Source organism: Pseudacidovorax sp. NFM-22 (assembly GCF_021401245.1).
Lineage (GTDB): Bacteria > Pseudomonadota > Gammaproteobacteria > Burkholderiales > Burkholderiaceae_C > Xenophilus.
On the sequence record NZ_JACBFY010000006.1, the window covers coordinates 244,785 to 259,168 of the forward strand.

Annotated in this window: 15 protein-coding genes and 1 pseudogene; all 16 read left to right on the forward strand. The window is 68.5% G+C overall.

What is annotated here, in order from left to right; genetic code table 11:
- The first annotated feature begins 31 nt into the window (after positions 1–31).
- The 16 genes and pseudogenes from L0984_RS21495 to L0984_RS21565 all read left to right on the forward strand — a co-directional run bounded on the left by L0984_RS21495 (position 32) and on the right by L0984_RS21565 (position 14,384).
- Positions 32–550, forward strand: coding sequence for a phage regulatory CII family protein (locus tag L0984_RS21495; RefSeq protein ID WP_234196252.1), 519 nt, complete (start codon positions 32–34; stop codon positions 548–550).
- Between the two features lie 49 nt (positions 551–599).
- Positions 600–746 (forward strand): annotated as a pseudogene (locus tag L0984_RS30025) (helix-turn-helix domain-containing protein); the annotation flags it as partial.
- 327 nt (positions 747–1,073) lie between these two features.
- Entirely contained in the window at positions 1,074–1,505 is a 432-nt protein-coding gene (locus L0984_RS21500) for a hypothetical protein (RefSeq protein ID WP_234196254.1), read from the forward strand.
- Entirely contained in the window at positions 1,495–2,331 is an 837-nt protein-coding gene (locus L0984_RS21505; RefSeq protein WP_234196255.1) for a hypothetical protein, read from the forward strand. Before L0984_RS21500 ends, L0984_RS21505 begins: the two co-directional genes overlap by 11 nt.
- A 253-nt stretch (positions 2,332–2,584) precedes the next feature.
- Positions 2,585–3,142, forward strand: coding sequence for a hypothetical protein (locus L0984_RS21510; RefSeq protein ID WP_234196257.1), 558 nt, complete (start codon positions 2,585–2,587; stop codon positions 3,140–3,142).
- Entirely contained in the window at positions 3,139–5,208 is a 2,070-nt protein-coding gene (locus L0984_RS21515; RefSeq protein ID WP_234196259.1) for a phage terminase large subunit family protein, read from the forward strand. Before L0984_RS21510 ends, L0984_RS21515 begins: the two co-directional genes overlap by 4 nt.
- An 8-nt stretch (positions 5,209–5,216) precedes the next feature.
- The gene (locus L0984_RS21520; RefSeq protein ID WP_234196261.1) at positions 5,217–5,537 is read left to right on the forward strand and encodes a helix-turn-helix domain-containing protein; all 321 of its coding nucleotides are present in this window, start codon (positions 5,217–5,219) and stop codon (positions 5,535–5,537) included.
- 47 nt (positions 5,538–5,584) lie between these two features.
- Positions 5,585–5,806 carry a phage head-tail joining protein gene (locus L0984_RS21525; RefSeq protein WP_234196262.1) on the forward strand — a complete coding sequence of 74 codons (222 nt, stop codon included), beginning with the start codon at positions 5,585–5,587 and terminating at the stop codon, positions 5,804–5,806.
- Between the two features lies 1 nt (position 5,807).
- Entirely contained in the window at positions 5,808–7,355 is a 1,548-nt protein-coding gene (locus L0984_RS21530; protein ID WP_234196265.1) for a phage portal protein, read from the forward strand.
- 98 nt (positions 7,356–7,453) lie between these two features.
- Complete coding sequence (locus L0984_RS21535; RefSeq protein ID WP_234196267.1) at positions 7,454–9,466, forward strand: prohead protease/major capsid protein fusion protein; 2,013 nt, start codon at positions 7,454–7,456, stop codon at positions 9,464–9,466.
- 59 nt (positions 9,467–9,525) lie between these two features.
- Positions 9,526–9,888, forward strand: a complete 363-nt coding sequence (locus tag L0984_RS21540) for a DUF2190 family protein (RefSeq protein ID WP_234196270.1) — start codon at positions 9,526–9,528, stop codon at positions 9,886–9,888.
- Positions 9,889–9,898: 10 nt separating this feature from the next.
- Positions 9,899–10,195 carry a hypothetical protein gene (locus tag L0984_RS21545; protein ID WP_234196271.1) on the forward strand — a complete coding sequence of 99 codons (297 nt, stop codon included), beginning with the start codon at positions 9,899–9,901 and terminating at the stop codon, positions 10,193–10,195.
- 1 nt (position 10,196) lies between these two features.
- The gene (locus L0984_RS21550) at positions 10,197–10,640 is read left to right on the forward strand and encodes a hypothetical protein (protein WP_234196273.1); all 444 of its coding nucleotides are present in this window, start codon (positions 10,197–10,199) and stop codon (positions 10,638–10,640) included.
- 14 nt (positions 10,641–10,654) lie between these two features.
- Positions 10,655–11,308, forward strand: coding sequence for a phage tail protein (locus L0984_RS21555; protein WP_234196274.1), 654 nt, complete (start codon positions 10,655–10,657; stop codon positions 11,306–11,308).
- Between the two features lie 4 nt (positions 11,309–11,312).
- On the forward strand, positions 11,313–11,729 hold the full coding sequence (locus L0984_RS21560) for a hypothetical protein (RefSeq protein WP_234196276.1): 417 nt from the start codon (positions 11,313–11,315) through the stop codon (positions 11,727–11,729).
- Positions 11,730–12,107: 378 nt separating this feature from the next.
- Positions 12,108–14,384 carry a phage tail length tape measure family protein gene (locus L0984_RS21565; RefSeq protein WP_234196278.1) on the forward strand — a complete coding sequence of 759 codons (2,277 nt, stop codon included), beginning with the start codon at positions 12,108–12,110 and terminating at the stop codon, positions 14,382–14,384.

Sequence of the window (14,384 nt, forward strand, 5' to 3'; positions counted from 1 at the left end):
GGGAGTCCTTTCCGTGCACTGCAGTTTCTCGATGTCGACCGGCGGCGGCCATGTCGACGATGAGGGCGCGCCCGACAGGGCAGGCCCCATGTCGATTGATGACGCCGCCTATCACGTGGTCCATGGTGGGCCGGGTGGTGTCGAGAGCCTGGCGCCTCGCATGGGCCTGCCGGTGGGCACGCTCACCCACAAGGCGAACCCCAACAACACGACGCACTTCCTGCGGCCTACCGAATTGGTGGCTGCACAGCTATTCAGCGGCCGGGCCCATGTCCTGCACGCGATGGCCGCGGCGCTGGGCTACGTGTGCACGCGGGCCACGCCCGACCAGGCGGGCGGCGAGCCCGTCGAGGCCGTCATGCGCCTTGAGGTGGCGCAGGCCGACTTCGTGCGCGCACTGGCAGATGCCGTGCTCGTGGGCGAAGGGCAGGTCACCCGGAATCAGGTTCGACGGGCAGAGGCGATGGGCCAGGAGCTGATTGCATCCGTGGGCCATGCCGTTGCGATGCTCCGCGGGCGGATGCGGCCGGCGCCGGTGGTGGATCTGTGAGCGGGGCGCAGTGAGTACGCGAATCATGGGCCTGTGCTGGCCGTTGAGCATGAGGCCGCCGGCGAAGGCGGTCTTGATCGCGCTCGCGGACATGGCGAACGATGAGGGGTTCTGCTGGCCCAGCATCGACCGCATCTGTGAGCGGACGTGCTACGGCAGGACGGCAGTGATCGAGGCGATTGGCTGGCTGGAGTCGGCGGGCATCGTGCGTGCCAACCGAACGAATGGGCGCAAGACGACGTACTGGGTTGAACCCGAGAAATTCGCTGCAGATGCAGCGGGCGAGCCGTCACCAAATGCGCCTGACCAGTCCGCCACGCGGACCGGTCCGCCAGGCGTACCGGTCCGCCACGCGAACCCCACCAGTCCGCCACGCGGACCGGTACCAGTTCGCCACGCGGACACTAATCGTCATTTAATCGTCAAGGAATCAAAGCCCCCCATACCCCCCGCCGTCGCGGGGGGCGAACACGTCCGCCGAGCCGATCCCCCACCGAAACCCGGGGCACGCCCCGCGCCGGATATGGCTGCCTTCGAGGCCCTCGTCGCGGTGTACCCGCGCCGCAAGGCGCAGGAGCGGGCTCGGCGGCAGTGGGTAGCTCTGGCGCCGGACCCCGCTCTGCAGCAGCGCATCCTCGCGGCGGCCACGGCACAGGCGCACGGGCCGGAATGGCTGCGGCTCAAGGCCGAGGGGCGCGAGCACCTGATTCCGATGCTGTCCTCGTGGCTGCATGGCCGCCGCTGGACGGACGAGGTGACCGCAGCGCCATCGTCGGCAGGCTCGGCGCGGGCATGGGACGAGACGGCAGACGGCATCGTCGCGATGGGCGTCAAGCTCGGTCTGCCGCCCTGGGACCGCAAGGCATTCGAGGCAGGCCGGGGCGAGCAATTCCCGGTGTACGCAGCGCGGGTGCGCAATGCCCTGCGGAAGATGGAGACAGGCCATGCGCATTGACGCGACCATCACCGGCATCGACAAGGTGCGCCACCTCGCCGACAAGCTCACGGGGCCGCAGATGCGCGCCGTGCAGGCTGCGGCCATCAACGACACCGCCTTCAAGGTGCGCGGCGTGATGGTGTCGGCGCTCACCAGCGCCTTCGACAGGCCCACGCCGTTCATTGCCCGCTCTCCGAAGGTGGTGCAGGCCACGCCCGAGAACCTCACCGCGCGCATCATCCCCACGCTCGATTCGCGTGGCACATGGTCGCCCGGCGGCAAGATCGGCGTTGATCCGCAGCATGTGCTCCAGGCGCAGGAGTTCGGAGGGCGGCGCGCCGACAAACGCAGTGAGGTTGCACTGCGGCGGGCTGGCATCCTGCCTGTGGGTATGCAGACGGCTATCCCGCGCACGCCGTACCCGGGCAGTGATGACGGTCGCGGCAACCTGCGCGGCGCCTTCCTATCGCAGCTCATCAGCTACCTGCAGGCCAGCGGAGAGCAGGGCTACCGCGCCAACATGACCGACCGGCGCAAGGCGCAGCTGCGCAACCAACAGGGCATCGGTTCGGTTGCTGCGCGCAGGGTCTACATGACCACGCTGGGCGTGCGCTACTTCGTGGCCTATGGCCGGCTGCGCGGTGGCCGCACTCGGCATCTGGCGCCCGGCGTGTGGGCGGCGCGGGGCACGCACGACGTGGACCTCGTGCCGGTGCTGCTGTTCGTGCGGACGCCTGGCTACGCGCCGAGGATCAGCATGGACGACATCGCGGCCGAGGCCCAGGCAAGCGAAGTCCTCGCGCGCCGCATGCGCTACCGCATCCGTCAGGCGGCGGGGGTGTGATGACGGAGACGCTGCCCTCAGTACGTTTCGCGTGGAACACACGCGGTCGTTTCATGGTCGACGGCCTTCGACACGTTTCGCGTGGAACACGGCCGACGTTCCACCACGGCCCAGCCCAGGGCGACCGGCCCCGCGGGGAGGCGGCCGACCCGGCCCACCCCCCCCGGGGGGTTAGGTTCTTCCGGGGTGGGTCGAGTGCGGGTAATTCGCACCGCGCCTTCGGACTGTTCATCGACTCTCCTAAGGGGGTTAAGTGAAGGTCATCCCTCTACTGGAGCAGTCGATCTCTCAAGCGGAGTTCGCGCAGTTGATCGGCGTCAGTGAGGCCCGTGTCAGCCAGCTCGTGAGCGAGGGCGTGATTGCCCGCGGCGAGACGGCGCAGGCCTGGCTCCTCGGCTACTGCGAGCGCCTGCGGGATCAGGCGGCGGGCAGGGCGGGTGCCGAGGCGGGCGGGCTCGACCTCGTGCAGGAGCGCGCTGCGCTCGCCCGCGAGCAGCGCATCGGGCAGGCCATCAAGAACCAGGTCGCGCGCAAGGAATACGCGGCCGTGGGCCTGCTGGCCGACGTGCTGGCGCGGGCGGCCAGTGCGGTGGTCGACCGCTTCGACCAGCTGGAGGGCACGCTGCGCAAGGCTGTGCCCGATCTGCCTGACGAGGCAAAGGTCGCAGTCCTGCAGGTCATCGCGCAGGCCCGCAACGAGTGGATCAAGGGAACGGAGCGGCTGGTCTCCGACGAGGTGGACGCCATGATGGCCGACGAGGGCGAGGAAGACGCAATGGACATTGGTGAGGCGGAGGGCTTCGCGGAATGACGATGAATCCGCCGGTGCTGCACCCGGAGACTGCAGCCGCCATAAAGGCCGCTGTGCGCCTCGGCCTGGACAGCCTGCGCGCCGATCCGCCGCAGCGGCTCGGTGACTGGGCTGCGGACGAGTTCAAGCTCGCAGGCGAGAGCAGCCACCAGAAAGGGGCGTGGGTGGCCTGGGCCTTTCAGGTCGGCATCCTCGACTTCATGAGCGATGACCGGATCGAAGAGCTGGACGTGATGAAGGCCAAGCGGGTCGGCTACACGAAGATGGTCACCGCGTTCGTTTGCTACAACATCGCGCACCGCCGCCGGAAGCAGGCGCTGTGGCAGCCCACCGACGACGACCGGGACAGCTACGTCAAGAGCGAGATCGATCCGTTGCTTGACCCCGTCACTGGAGTGCCGGCGGTCAATAAGGCCCGCAAGCGCGGCAAGGGTGCCAACGACGAGACCATCAAGCTCAAGAGCTTTCGGGACAGCGTGACGCACCTGCTCGGCGGCAAGGCCGCCCGCGCTTTCCGCCGGATCACGGTGGCGGTGTCCATCCTCGACGAGATCAGCAAGTTCGACCGCAGCATCGAGAAGGCCGGCCCGCCGCGCGGCCTGGCGCGTGGGCGCCTGGAGGGTGCGCCGTATCCCAAGCTCGTGTGCGGCTCCACGCCCCTGCTCAAAGGCCTCTGCCACATCGAGGACGCAGCGACCGAGGCCGAGGGCTTCGTGCGCTTCCACATCGAGTGCCCGCACTGCGGTCTTGACCATCCGCTCATGTGGGGCGGCAAGGACAAGCCCTACGGGTTCAAGTGGGACAGGGGGCACCCCAAGAAAGTCCGGCACGTGTGCCCCCACTGCCGGGAATCCATCACGCAGGCCGACTACCTGCGCGGCGGCGTGCCCATGCAGGGCGTATGGATCTGCGAGCGTACGGGCAAGCGCTACGGGCGGGATCGCATTTGGCGCGATGACGCCGGCATGCCGTGTCGGCCGCCCCGCTCGCTGGGCGTGCATGTGTGGACGGCGTACAGCCCGCAGCGTGCGTGGTCGGACATCGTCGAAGAGTTCGAGAACGCCCTCAAGGCGCTGGAGAAGGGCGACGCCGGCCCAATGCAGCTCTTCGTCAACGAGACGTTGGGCGAGACGTGGGAGCTGGCGGGCGAGCGTACGGACGGCCATGCCCTGCAGGCGCGCGCGGAGTCCTACAAGCTGTGCACGGTGCCCAAGGGCTGTCTCGTCCTCACCGCTGGCGTCGACGTCCAGCGCAACCGCTGGGAAATCACGGTCTATGGCTGGGGCCGCGGAATGGAATCATGGGTGGTTGATGTCGTCGTGATCGAGGGCAACCCTGCGGTGGATGAGGAATGGTCAGCCGTCACCGTGCAGCTGCAGCGCCGGTATCGGCAGGACTGGCATGGTGGAAGCCTGGGCATCAGCGCGACCAGCATCGACAGCTCCGACCAGACACAGGCCGTCTACAACTGGGTGCGCTCCGCACAGCACGTGCTGTCCCAGCTGCGCGCCATCAAGGGCGATGGCAACGAGTCGGTCCCCATCCTAGGGGCAAGTGGATTGCAGGACGTGGATTGGCGCGGGAAGAAGGTCGCGCGCGGCATCAAACTGTGGCGCGTGGGCACGGATGCGGCTAAGGATCTGCTGCTGGGTCAGCTCGCCATCGAGCAGGCTGGGCCCGGTTATGTCCACTTCTCCAATGAGCTCCCCCGCGAGTTCTATGAGCAGCTCACCGCCGAGCAACGGGTGCTGGCGAAGGTCCAGGGCCGCGACGCCTACAAGTGGGTCAAGCGGCGCCCGCGCAACGAGCAGCTGGACAACCGCAACTATGCGCTGCACGCGGCCATGGGCCTGGGCCTGCACAAATGGGCGGAGGCCCGATGGGCGGCGCTGGAGATGGCTGTGCAGCCGCCGGTTGATCTGTTCTCGGCGCCGGCGCCCGTGGTGGAGTCTGCCGCCGAGACGGCGGCTGCCGATGTGCCGGCGGTGGTGGCTACGCCGCCGACGCCGTCCCCGGCGCCCACGCGCTTGCCTCTGCAGCGGCGACCCAAGGGTCGGGCTTGGTGAGGGAAGCGATGAACGAAGACGGTCAGAAGGAGATCAAGGCGCTCATCGCTGCAGAGCCGGACCTCGTCGACAGGATCTTTGAATACCTGTTGGCAGAGTTCCCAGCGCTCGGTGTAGACGCAATGGGCCTGCGGCGCGCACGGGCCGCGGTGCGTGCGGAGTTCGCGGGCGAAGAGGTGTACATCGCGCGCCGTGGCAGCCGCGAGGCGGCCGAGGTTGCGGCCGAGGTGCTGCGGCTCTTCAACGGCAGGAACGCGGACGAGGTCGCCAGACGGCTGGGGGTCTCGCGCAGGACGGTTTATCGCTATCTCAAGCAGCCTGGCAAGTAGTGACAGCTTTCCGGGAAATGGCACAGCTGTCCCGATAGCGTGCCGGCATGAGCACGCAAGATCTCCAACAGCGCCTGGCCCGGCTCAATGAGGCCATCCAATCCGGTGAGCGCACCGTCACCACGCGTGACGGCGCATCCGTCACCTATCGCAGCCTCGACGAGATGCGCGAGGCGCGTCGCGAGCTGGAGGGGCAGCTCGCCCCTCGCGCCACGCGGCAGCGGGCCGTGGTCGTTCGCGCCACGTTCGGCACGATCCGGGGCGGCTGACATGGGCGCCGTCAGCAACCGCGTCCAGGCTATGGCGCGCGCCACCTGGCTCGACAGGGCCATCGGATGGGCGAACCCGAAGCAGGGCCTCAAACGCGCATGGTTCCGTGATGCGCTCGTGCGTGCCTACGAAGGTGCAAGCAAGGCAGACGGCTGGCGCCCACGCCGGCCTGGCGCGAGCGCCCGCGCCGACTACGTGGCCGACGCGCGCGAACTGCGGCACCGGGCGCGGGCGTTGTGCGCCAATGTGCCTTACGTCGCGCAGGCCCTGAGCGTCATGGTGTCCTGCACCATCGGCGTGGGCGTGCTGGCGCGCTGGGTCGGAGATCGCGAGGGCCTGACTGGCAAGCGCTGGAAGGCCTGGACGGCCATCGCCGACTACGACGGGTTGCTCGACTTCGGTGGGCTGATGGCGAAGGCCTGGCACACGATGAAGGTCGACGGCGAGGTGCTCGTGCGGCTGCGCGACCGACGCACCGGTCCCGCGACTGCGCCGCTGCAGCTGCAGTTGCTGGAGATCGATTGGCTCGACGTCGACCGCTGCGAGGTCCGCGGGGATAACGAGGTGATCGCCGGCATCGAGTACAACGGCCGCGGCGAACGGGTCGCGTACTGGCTCTTTGATCGGCATCCTGGCGACGTCGGCTTTCGGGCCATGCTGCGAGAGAGCCAGCGTGTGCCGGCCGACGAGATCCTCCACCTGTTCAATCCGGCGCGGCCCGGGCAGCAGGCAGGCATCACGGTCCTTGCGCCAGTCATCGCCAACGTGCGCGACCTGCAGGTCTATGAAGACGCCGAGCAGGCCCGCAAGAATCTCGAAGCCCGCATGGGTGCAATCGGCGAGTGGGACGAGAGCTTGCTGGAGCATGTCAAGCTGCCCGAGCAGCCTATCGGAGCGGATGGCCCGGGCCGTCCGGCCACCATGGATCTCGGCGAGCTGGCAGGCGGCGGCATCGTGGCGCTGCCGCCCGGCATGCGCAACCCCACGTTCATCCAGCCCACGGCAGCGCCGGGCCATGTGGAGTACGTCAAGCACCGGCAGAAGATCATCGCGGCCGGGCTGGGCGTGCCCTATGAGTACATGACGGGCGACATGGTGGAGGTGAACTTCTCCAGCTCGCGCGTGCGCACGAACCTCTATCGCCGTGAGGTCGAGCGCGAGCAATGGACGCTGCTGGTGCCCATGTTCCTGGCGCCAATCGCCCGGCGCTGGGCCCAGCTCGACGAGCTGGTCGCCGGGCCGCTTCCGGTGGGCGTCTATGCCGACTGGACCATGCCGAAGTGGCCCAGCGTCAACCCGGGGCAGGACGTCGCGGCCGACCTCTCGGAGATCAAAGGCGGCCTGCAGTCCATCAGCGAGAAGATTCGGGAGCGCGGCTACGACCCGGATCAAGTCTTCACGGAACTGCGTGATGACCTGCGCCGCTTGAAGGATGACGGCACGTTGCCACTGCTGGCGGCGTTGCTGGGTGCAGCCAATCCGCTTGAGCTGCTCGCAGCCCTTGGTGGCGACAAGACGACGACGGAGAAGCCGGCCCAAAAGTTGTGACAGTTTTCCGGGAAATGGCACAGCAGTCCCGGAACACTGCGCGCATGCCTCAAGCCACTGCACCCCAACAGCCCGCAGGCGATCAGCAGACCCGCGACATGCCCGTCCAGACGCGGGCCGCGCAGCTGGTGCCGGCGACCTTCAACGAGACCGAGAACACGGTCGACGTCGTCTGGACGCAGGGCGCGTCGGTGCGGCGCTACGACTACTGGAACGACCGGCCCTACGACGAGCAGCTCGACGTCACGCCCGAGGCGGTCGACATGGCCCGCTTCGAGGCCGGCACGGTCCAGGTGCTGGACAACCATCGTGCCTACGGCGGCATCGCGTCCATCCTCGGCGTTGCCACGCGCGGATGGATCGAGGGCGGCGAGGGGCGCGCAACCCTGCGCCTGAGCCAGCGCCCTGAGCTGGCCGGCATCGTGGCCGACATCCGCGCCGGAATCATCCGCGCGATCAGCTTCGGCTACAGCGTCGAGCGCTACGAAATCACCCGCGCGCAGGACCGCACGGACGGCGTCAACGTCGATCTGTACCGCGCCACGCGCTGGACCCCCAAGGAAATCTCTTTCGTCGCCGTGCCCGCCGATGGCAATGCGGGCACGCGCGGCGATCAGCAGTCTTCGCAGCAGCGGGCCAGCCAAGCGGGCACGCCGTGCGAATTCGTCCGGGCAGCCGCCCATTCCCCCGCAACTCAGGAGCAACGCATGCCCCAATCGAACGAGCAGGGCGCCGGCGGCGACGCTGGCACCCCGCGCCCCAACGACCCTTCTTCGCAGTCCCGCGGTGCAGCCCCTGCGCCCGCTGGCGGTCCTGCGCCCAACACGGACGCGACCCGCGCGGCCGACATCATTGCGCTGTGCACGCGCCATGGTGCGGCCGAGCTGGCCGAGCAGCTGGTGCGCAACAACTCGACGGTCGATCAGGCACGCGCCGCCATCCTCGACCGCATGGATGCGCGCGACCAGCAGCGCCGTGGCGGCAGCTCGGTGGTGACCACGGTCCGTGACGAGCACGAGGTGCGCATGGCCGGGATGGCCGAGGCGATCTCTCATCGCATGGACCCGGCGGCCCAGCTCACCGACGCGGGCCGTCAATACCGTGGCCTGTCGCTGGTCGAGATGGCGCGCGAGGCCCTGACCGGCCTGGGCGTGTCGACGCGCGGCCTCTCGCGCAACGAGATCGCCACGCGCGCATTCGCCGTGCGTGCGGCCGGCACCCACACCACGGGCGACTTCCCGTCGTTGCTGGGTGGCGTCGGCGCGCGTCGCCTGCGCAGCGCCTACGACCTGGCCCCGAGCACTTTCCAGCTGTGGGCGCGTCGGGCCGCCAATCTGCCCGACTTCCGCATCGTCAACGTGCTGGCGGTGGGGGGTGCGCCCGAACTCAAGAAGCTCAACGAGGCGGGCGAATACACCTACGGCACGATCACCGAGGACGCCACCGGCTATCGCGCCTTCAGCTACGGCCGTGCCATCGCCATGACGCGGCAGATGTTCGTCAATGACGATCTGGGCGCCTTCGACCGCCTGCTGACCCGCTTCGGCGAGTCGGCGCGTCGCCTGGAGAACCGCCTCGTGTACGACCAGCTGGCCGGCAACCCGACCATGCAGGACGGCAAAGCCCTGTTCCACGCCGACCACGGCAACCTGCAGGGCGGCGGCGGCAGCGCGCTTTCCCTGGACTCGCTGCGCGCTTCGCGCGCGGCCATGCGCAAGCAGAAGGACCTCGACGGCAAGACGACGCTGAACCTGCGCCCGGCCTTCCTCATCGTGCCTTCGGATCTGGAAACGCTGGCCTACCAGCTCACCAGCGCCAACTACACGCCCGCCAAGCAGACGGACATCAACGAGTTCGCCGCCGGCGGCCGGACGGCTGTCGAGCCGGTGGTCGAGCCGCTGCTCGACGAGAAGAGCGCAACGGCCTGGTACATGGCCGCCAGCGCGGGCCAGATCGACACGGTGGAGTTCGCCTACGTCGACGGCTCCGAAGGCGTGCGCACCGAGACCTTTGCCAGCGAGGACATCGACGGCGTGAAGGTGCGCGCCACGCTCGATTTCGCGGCCAAAGCCATCGACTGGAAGGGCCTGCAGAAGGCTGCCGGCGCCTGACGGCCTGCCGCAGGCCATGCCTGCGGCGCCTCATCCCTCTCTTCCCTGGAGCACTTTTCATGAAGAACTACGTTCAACCCGGCGACACCATCGAGGTGTCCGCCGCTGCTGCCGCGGTCGATTCCGGTGACCTCGTCGTCATCGGTTCGCACCTGGCCGTCGCCAACCACGGCGCCGCGGTCGGCGAGCCCTTCAATGCCAAGCTCAGTGGCGTGTTCGAGCTGCCGAAGGTCGCGGGCGCCGCCTGGACCCGCGGCCAGCAGCTCATGTGGGACGCGTCCGCCGGTGCCTTTGTGGCGGTCGGTGCGACCTCGGCCGGCGACGTCACGGGCGCGGGCGCGACCGCGTGGGAGCCGGCGCTTGCCGCTGCCACCGTGGGCCTCGTGCGCCTGGCCGGCATCCCCGGCACCGTCGCCGCCTGACCTGCGCGCCATGCTCAACGCAGATCGCGAGCGCCGGGTCAATGCGGCCGTGGTGCGCCACCACGCCAACGCCATGGCCGTCTATGGCGGCGGCGAGCCCTTTGCCGTCGTCTTCGTCCAGGCGCCCGCGGTCTTCGAGGGCATGGCCGAGGCCGTGGCGCCCACGGCGGCCTTCGACATCGCGCACGCACCGGAGATCGTGATGGACGCGCCCATCCTCATCAACGATGAGGAATGGTTCGTTGCCGGCGGGCTGACCCCCGACGCCGCGGGCTGGGTCACTGTCCGTCTGAGCAAGGGGGCCTGACGTGCACGCACAACAACAGATCCTCGAAGCGGTGCGCGCCGGCCTAGTCGGCGCCACCGATGCGGGCGACCGCGTCTTTCTCGATCGCGTCCGCGTGCTGGGCGCGAGCCAGCTGCCCGCGATCCTGATCCGGGAGCACGAGCAGGGCGAAGAGGTGGACCCGCCCGTCGCCGGCCGTGCCGAACAGCGGCGCCTGCGCGTGCTGCTGCGGGCCGTGGTCGCCGAGGCCGAGGACGCGCCTGCCAAGGGGCGCGAGCTGGGCCTGCAGATCGAGCGTGTGCTCGGCTCGCCCCAGTTCAAGGCGGTCAAGGCCGGGCGCATGCGAATGCTGGCGAGCCGGCACATGCCCTTCGATGGCGGCGAAACGCCCATGGCTGCGCGTGAACAGCTGTGGACCGCCACCTACTTTCTTCTCCGGCGCGAGTCGCCGGATCAACCTTCCTGAATCTGGAGCCGCACATGGACGTGCAAATCTGGGCCGACGTGAGCGTCGCCGTACAGACCGAACTGGGCGCTGCCAAGCCGCTCGCAGGCGTCACGAAGGGCGCCGAGACCATTCTGCAGTGCGTAGACCACGGCTTCGCCGATGGCGCGCCTGTGCTGGTGCGGGCGCGCGGCATCGGCGCACTGGACTACGCCGTGGGCATCGTGGACGTGGTCGACGATGACAGCTTCAAGCTGCTGGGTATCGATTCGACTGGCATGCGGGGCGAGCTCATCGCGGGCAGCACGGTGCGCCTGGTCACCTTCGGCGCCGAGGCCGAGACGCTGCAAGAGATCACTCCCAGTGGTGGCGAGGCAGCGGACGTCAACATCGAGACGATCCATCCGCATCCCAACTACTCGGTGCCGGGCAAGCCCACGCCCATCGTGTACTCGTTCGGCTCGCTGTGGGTGCCCACCGATCCGGCACTGGTGGCGCTCAAGGCCGCGGCGGGAGTGCGCGAGGTGTGCGCGGTGCGCTTCCAGTGGGCGGACGGCACGCAGCTGCTCTTCGCGGGCTCGCCCAGCGCGTCGATGGCGCCGGGCGGCAGCTCGGGCCAGGCCGTGACCACGCCGCTCAAGATCAACGTGCGTGGTCCGCTGGCGACCCTGGCCGGCGCGGAGGCCTGACGCGATGGTGCGGCGAACGAACCCGCCCACCGCGGCGGCGGTGCCCTCGCTGGGTGCAGCTGTGTCGGGCCCCGCATTGCCCGGCGTGCCCGAGGGCGTGCCGGCAGAGCAGGTGCCGACCCAATCCCTCGGAACCGTCACGGTGCGGGGCGCGCTCTTCACCGAAGTCCTCTCCGACGACGTGCTGACCGCTCGCGCGAAGCCTGCGGAGGGCGAGGACGAGCAGGCCGCTGCCGTGCGCGCGACCGTGGAGAAGACCGTGCGCACGCTGGCCCGCCAGGTGCTCGGCGCGGATGGCTTGCCGCTCAAGACCTACGCCGAGTGGCAGGTCTTCGGCGTCCGGCATCGCGACGAAGCGCTCCACCTCTTCAACGTCGCGAGCCGGCTGAACAGCTCGGCGGAGGACGCGGAAAAAAACTGAGGGCGCACCCCGCGCTGCGCGATGCCTTCACGCTCGCGCAGCTGCTGGGGTGCACCGTCGCCGGCCTGGCCCGGCAGAACCTAAGCGCGCAGGAGTTCGAGCATTGGCGAGTCATGATCAAAGCGGAGCAGTTGCATCCGCGCGTGGCACAGCTGCGCCACGCGCAGCTGCTGGCGGCTGCGTATCAGGGGCCGTCGACCCGGCGCGGGCAGCGCCGGCCGTGGGTTGCATCGGACTTCTCGGCGCCCGATCCCTGGGCGTCGGGGGGGGGCGATGCGGGTCAGGGTGGGTCCGTCCGGCGCGTCAGGAAGGGGCGCGACGTGCTTGCGATTGCCAGGGCCAGCCAGGCGGCGCGGCGCCGGTGAGGGCGGGGGCGCGATGACCGCAGAAATCTCGATTCTGTTGACGGCCAAGAACGCCACGAAGGGGGCGTTCGACTCACTGAACCGGGAGATCGACAGCGTGCTGTCGGGCGTGGGCTCGCTGCAGGGCGCGCTCGCTGGCGCCTTCGCGGGCCTGTCGATCTCCAGCGTCATGCAGAAGTTCTTGAACGAGACGCGCGACGCCGAGCAGGAGCAGGCCCAGCTCGCCGCCGTGCTTCGCTCGACAGGCGAAGCCGCAGGGTGGTCGCTCGATCAGCTCAATGACATGGCGACCGAGCTGCAGAAGAACAGCATCTTCAGCGACGGCGACATCAACAAGGCGCAGACGCGACTCCTGAGCTACACCGGTATCGTGGGCGAACAGGTGCCCCGCGCCATGCAGGCGGTCATCGACATGGCTGCGCGCCTGGGCATGGACCTGAACCAGTCAGCCGAGACCATCGGCAAGGCGCTTGACGTGCCGAGCCAGGGGCTCACCGCGCTGTCGAAGCAGGGCTTTCGCTTCACCGACGATCAGAAAGAGTTGGTCAAGCAGTTGGAGGCCACGGGCAAGACGGCCGAGGCCCAAGGGATCGTCCTGCAGGCCCTGGAGTCCAGCTACGGTGGTGCCGCAAAGGCCGCCCGCGACACCTTCGGCGGGGCCATCAGTGCCCTGCAGAACAACATCGACAGCCTCATGACGGGTGACACCGGCAGCATGCGGGTGCTCAAGGAATCCATCGAGGGGCTCAATCAGCAGCTGGAATCGGACGATACGAAGCAGGCGTTTCAGACCCTGCTCGGCTGGCTCACGCAGGTATCCAAAGCGGCGATCCAGGCCGGTACCGACATCGTGGCGTTTGCGTCGAGCCCTGCCAAGGGAACGATCCTGTTCGACTACCTGGCCTCGGAGTTCGGCCTAGACGGGCGTGTGAAGGGTGATCGGCTCGCGGGGTCGAACATCGCGGCGCGCAATCGAGAGATCGAGAACGCGAAGCGCTTCCTCGAAGCGGCAAAGACGGATGACGAGCGGCAGCGCGCGCAGAAGATGCTTGATCAGTCATTGGCTGCGAAGGCCTATTGGCTGCGGCAGCAGCGCGACCAGGCGCTCGATCTCGTCGACAGCTATCCCGATCAAGTCGACCGCCGCATGCGCAAGGCGGACGACGGCAAGGGAAGGAAGGTGGCGACGGGAGGCGGATCAGGCTCCAGTACCGACAAGACGAAGGACCCTGAGGCCGCGGCGAAACGCTACCTTGAGACGCTCGCCAAGCAGGTCGAGAAGGCGCAGGACCTGAGTCAGGTCGAGCAGACGCTCGCCGAGATCCAGCGCATCCGTAACAACGGGGGTGCTGTATCCCTTGCCCTTGAGCAGCAGTTGCTTCGCACCGCGGCCAACCTCGATGCGGCGGAAGAGAGAAAGCAGACCCAGAAGCAGACGGAGAAGGAGGACAAGGAGCGTCAGGCCGCCTATGAGAAGCAGCTTGACGAAGGGCGCCGCATCATGGAGCAGATGCGCACGCCTGCGGAGGCATATGCGGCTGAGGTGCAGCGCCTCAACGATCTCGTGAAGGCCGGCGCGCTCGATCAAGAGACCTATTCCCGCGCTGTGGCGGGCGCCTTCGGCTCCTATCAGGAGGCAGAGAAGGCGCTCAAGGCCATGAACAGCGAGGTCGATGACTTCGCGAAGCGCGCGGCCGGCAACATCCAGGACCAGATCGGCGACGTCCTCTACAAGTCGATGACGGGCGACTTCGACAGCATCGGCAAGGCCTGGGGCCAGCTGCTCCTGCGCATGGTGGCCGAGGCCGCTGCCGCGAAGCTGTCGCGTGCCCTGTTCGGCGACCTTGTCGAAGGCGGCAGCGGCAGCGGTGTGCTCGGCTCCGCGTTGAAGGGGCTGGGGGGCCTGCTTGGCCTCAGTTCGTCGTCTGCGTCCGTCACCAAGGCGCTGGCCGCCGGCAATGCCGTGACCGATGCGGGTGGGGATGGCCTGGGCATCTTCATGAACCTGTTGAGCGGTGCGCCCAAGCTCGATACCGGCACCAACTACGTGCCCGAGGACATGCTCGCCGTGATCCACAAGGGCGAGAAGATCACGCCCGCACGCTACAACCGCGCCGCCGACCCTGATGCGGCAGGCGGGGGCGGCATGGTCTTCGCACCCGTCCTTCACAACAACATCGATTCGCGCTCGGACAAGGCGTCCATCGTCCAGATCACGCAGCAGATCGTGGGCGAGTCGCTGCGCCAGTTCGCCGAGCAGCTCAAGCGTACCGGGGCCATTCCGTCATGA

Bases quoted from the DNA above. Each gene is read 5' to 3' on its own strand.
- L0984_RS21495 (WP_234196252.1), top strand. From the start codon at position 32: ATGTCGACCGGCGGCGGCCATGTCGACGATGAGGGCGCGCCCGACAGG.
- L0984_RS21500 (WP_234196254.1), top strand. From the start codon at position 1,074: ATGGCTGCCTTCGAGGCCCTCGTCGCGGTGTACCCGCGCCGCAAGGCG.
- L0984_RS21505 (WP_234196255.1), top strand. From the start codon at position 1,495: ATGCGCATTGACGCGACCATCACCGGCATCGACAAGGTGCGCCACCTC.
- L0984_RS21515 (WP_234196259.1), top strand. From the start codon at position 3,139: ATGACGATGAATCCGCCGGTGCTGCACCCGGAGACTGCAGCCGCCATA.
- L0984_RS21520 (WP_234196261.1), top strand. From the start codon at position 5,217: ATGAACGAAGACGGTCAGAAGGAGATCAAGGCGCTCATCGCTGCAGAG.
- L0984_RS21525 (WP_234196262.1), top strand. From the start codon at position 5,585: ATGAGCACGCAAGATCTCCAACAGCGCCTGGCCCGGCTCAATGAGGCC.
- L0984_RS21530 (WP_234196265.1), top strand. From the start codon at position 5,808: ATGGGCGCCGTCAGCAACCGCGTCCAGGCTATGGCGCGCGCCACCTGG.
- L0984_RS21535 (WP_234196267.1), top strand. From the start codon at position 7,454: ATGCCCGTCCAGACGCGGGCCGCGCAGCTGGTGCCGGCGACCTTCAAC.
- L0984_RS21540 (WP_234196270.1), top strand. From the start codon at position 9,526: ATGAAGAACTACGTTCAACCCGGCGACACCATCGAGGTGTCCGCCGCT.
- L0984_RS21545 (WP_234196271.1), top strand. From the start codon at position 9,899: ATGCTCAACGCAGATCGCGAGCGCCGGGTCAATGCGGCCGTGGTGCGC.
- L0984_RS21555 (WP_234196274.1), top strand. From the start codon at position 10,655: ATGGACGTGCAAATCTGGGCCGACGTGAGCGTCGCCGTACAGACCGAA.
- L0984_RS21560 (WP_234196276.1), top strand. From the start codon at position 11,313: ATGGTGCGGCGAACGAACCCGCCCACCGCGGCGGCGGTGCCCTCGCTG.
- L0984_RS21565 (WP_234196278.1), top strand. From the start codon at position 12,108: ATGACCGCAGAAATCTCGATTCTGTTGACGGCCAAGAACGCCACGAAG.